3 protein-coding genes are annotated in these 3474 nt (G+C 56.0%); 2 read left to right on the top strand and 1 reads right to left on the bottom strand.

What is annotated here, in order from left to right:
• Window positions 1–1126, top strand: a 1126-nt coding sequence (locus ACXJ5O_RS22065; RefSeq protein ID WP_457301762.1) for a glycosyltransferase family 39 protein, incomplete at its 5' end; no start/stop codon positions are given.
• On the opposite strand, the gene ACXJ5O_RS22070 is transcribed toward ACXJ5O_RS22065, so the two are convergent.
• Window positions 1083–1802, bottom strand: a complete 720-nt coding sequence (locus tag ACXJ5O_RS22070) for a glycosyltransferase family 2 protein (RefSeq protein WP_457301763.1) — start codon at window positions 1800–1802, stop codon at window positions 1083–1085. The two genes, ACXJ5O_RS22065 and ACXJ5O_RS22070, sit on opposite strands and share 44 nt — an antisense overlap.
• A gap of 299 nt (window positions 1803–2101) precedes the next feature.
• On the opposite strand from ACXJ5O_RS22070, the gene ACXJ5O_RS22075 reads away from it, so the two are divergent.
• Window positions 2102–3472: a murein hydrolase activator EnvC family protein gene (locus ACXJ5O_RS22075; protein ID WP_457301764.1), complete on the top strand. Its 1371-nt coding sequence runs from the start codon at window positions 2102–2104 to the stop codon at window positions 3470–3472.
• Window positions 3473–3474 lie beyond the last annotated feature (2 nt).

Here is a 3474-nt window from a genome sequence, read left to right on the forward strand (position 1 = left end):
CCGTGCGGGCGTACTGGCGTTAACTGCGTCGGCGTTTCTGCCGCAGATAGTCTGGATGTCCATCCAGACTACAGCACATACTATTCTCGTTATTTCCGCATCAATCGGCATCGTTCATGCCTTTGCCCTGTTGCGCGAGGGGAAGGGTACGCGTGCATACATCTGGTTTGGCATCTGGTCGGCAATCGGGGCCTTGGCCAAATATAACTTCTTCATTTTTCTGGTCAGCTTCCTCATCGCTGCGGTGATGACGCCACCCATTCGCCGTCAACTGTTCCAGCGGCGGATCTGTATCTCGATTGCTATTTTCATTGCCGCATTTACATCCGTCGTTGTCGCCTCCCTCAATGCACCCTTGGCGGCGACCGCCGGCAGAATGCAGAAGCTTGCCCAGGCGATCGGCTATCTGGAATCATTCGATCTTCCGCGGGTAGGGATCGACGGGCTAGCCAGTCTCCTGATTTCAACCTTCCTGTGGGCTGGCCCTGCGCTTATAATCTTCTGGATTGGTCGGAGTCGCGATCATCCACGTCCCGCGCCGGATGGCGGCGCGGATGTCCGCAAGCTCCTGCTTCGCACTGTACTGATTGGCCTCGCCGCCTTCGCCGTGCTGGTTTTCATTGCCGACTATCATTCCGTCGCAGAGCGCTATATGGCCCCGATTCTGGCACCAACTGCGATCCTTTTGGCGCTTTCTTTGCCGCAGGTACTCGGCGCACGCAATGTACTGGTCATATCAGGTGCGATGTACATCCTTGCCCCGCTGGCAGTCGCAATGATTGCACTATTCGGCACCCCTCGATTCAATTTTCCCTTCGACGGCGTAGCCGATGCGATCCGCGCACAGAATCCTACACCTGCGAGGATCGCGTCCAACCGCCAGGATGATGCGGGCAATGTGGCAGCGCTCTTGCATTGGCCACCTGAACGGGGCGAAGCCTCGGATATTGTTCTGGTCTGGYAGGGCAATGACGACCCTGGCGAAGAAGCGTTAGCGCGGCTACCGGCTGACGCACAGCCCATCGGACCGGGTACACGGGTGACCGCGCGAGTGCGAAACTTCAATGGGGAACTGCGAACCTTTAGCTTCCAGCGTTATTCATCTCGGTTACCGATACCGGATTAGAATAGCGGCGGGTGAGCCAGAAAACGCCGACTGTATCAAGAAACGCCACCGCGGCGCGGTCAAAAAAACCATATTTCGATACGCCGGCCAGTCTTGGCCGGTCCTCGACGTCGATCTCGATTACTGGCAGCCCGGCCCGTCGCGACAAAGCCGGAATAAACCGATGCATGTTGTCGAAATAGGGCAGGCCTTGCGCTACTACAGCCGGAAGAATCTTGAAACCGCAGCCCGCATCCCGGCAATCATCCTTCAGCAGCCGTTTGCGCACGAAATTGGCGGATCTTGAAGTCAACAGTTTGACGATACCATCGTTACGCCGTTTCCTTACACCCGCGAAAAGCGCCGGAGATGCGCGCTCAAGGCGAGGCCACAATCGCGCAATATCCATCGGGTCATTCTGGCCGTCGCCATCCAGCGTCGCAATCCACCGGCCTTGGGCCGCCCGAAAGCCGCTGATCAAGGCGCGTGATTTGCCGGTGCGTTTTTTGTGGCACAGCACACGGGTGTAGTCGCCTGCCGCTGCTGCTTCCTCCGCCGATCCATCAGCGGACCCGTCATCGACCACAATGATTTCATAGGATGGGCCGGATAAGAGGGCTGTATTGATTTCCCTCACCAGGTTTCCGATGTTGCCGGACTCGTTGTAGCATGGGATTACGATCGTCAAATCGGTCATATTGAGAACCATTGGTGAAGGGGATGCCACATCCGGATGCCCAAGATCACTGAGTGATTTTGCAGATGCAGCCACCACCTAAATATAGACATGTTGGAGCGAATTCCATCCCCTTGGACGGTATCCGCGTCAAGAAGCATCGGCCAAAGTTCAATGCGGTGTTCGGAGCGCCGCAATTCCGCCACGTCAATCAATGCTAAATCATCAGGCTTTCGACGCGGCTGGTTTATGGTTAATACTTCATTAATCGAAGTCTCCCTAAAGTCGGGATAAAACCATCGCTCTAGTCCGGTCCGGCAATGAAATTTGAGGCATCAAAGGCAACCCTGAAAGGCAAACGCACATTTTCACATGTCGTTTTCCTGATTGTAACCTTGGTCGGCATGTCAGCCATTCCATCGTTCGTTCAAGCACAAGAACATGGCTTGCAACCGGCTCCGGAACCTTTGGATGCAAAGCGCGCACAAACTGCCAAGGAACTGGAAGACCTGACCGGGCAGATATCGATTTCCTCGGAACGTGTCACGGCGCTGGACAATGAAATCGCGTCGCTGAAAAAGGATCAAACCACGATAACCGCCGCACTCATCCAGTCGGCCAAGACCGAGAAAAAGTTGAGTGAGGATATCACCGGCTTTAGCGACAAGCTCGCCGGTCTGCGTGAGCGAGAAGACAGTATAAAGGCGTCGCTGAAATCCCGGCGTGGCGCGCTCGCCGAAGTGCTTGCGGCCTTGCAGCGCATGGGCCTCAACCCGCCGCCGGCAATTCTCGTTCGTCCTGATGATGCCCTCGCATCCGTGCGGAGCGCGGTTCTTCTCGGCGCTGTTGTTCCCGAAATGCGTCAGCAAACCGAAACCCTGATCGCAGATCTCAAGGACCTAACCCGCGTCAAGACATCGATTGCCGAGGAACGGAGCCGTCTGACCACCGCACTTTCAGGGCAAGCGGAGGAAAAGACACGCCTCGACCTGCTGCTTGCTGAGAAGCAAAAAATGCAGACCACCTCTGAAGAAACGCGCCTCGCTGAGCAACAGCGTGCCGAGGACCTCGCCAAGCGAGCCACGTCGCTGCGCGATCTGATTGCCTCCATGGAAAAGGATATGCAGGAGGTCAAGAAGGCGGCCGATGCGGCGAGCGCGCAGGAGCAACAGAAGATGGCCGCAAGCCAGCAACGTGCCGATGATTTCGCCTCCAACCAGAGCCGTCTTTCGGCACAAATTAATTTTGCGTCGCTGAAAGGCCATCTTTCCATGCCAGCAGCAGGCAAGCTGGTGAAGCATTTCGGCGACGATGACGGCGTAGGCGGCACGGTTCAGGGCGATACGCTCGCGACCGCTCCAGGCGCAACGATTACTTCACCGGTCGACGCCGTAGTCCTTTATGCAGGCGCATTCAGGTCATACGGTCAACTCTTGATACTTGACGCGGGCAATGGATATCATGTTGTCTTGGCGGGGATGAATAAAATCAACGTCTCGCAGAACCAGTTTGTACTGGCTGGAGAACCGGTCGGTGTGATGAACAAGCAACTTATTGCGAGTACCGCACCTGTTCCGATGGGAAATGGAGCTCCAATGCTTTACATTGAGTTCCGGAAGGATACAAAACCTGTTAATCCCGCTCCCTGGTGGGCGGAAAGGCTTGCTGGAAGGACCGCAAATGATACGTAGGC

The sequence above is a fragment of the Phyllobacterium sp. P5_D12 genome (assembly GCF_054049495.1).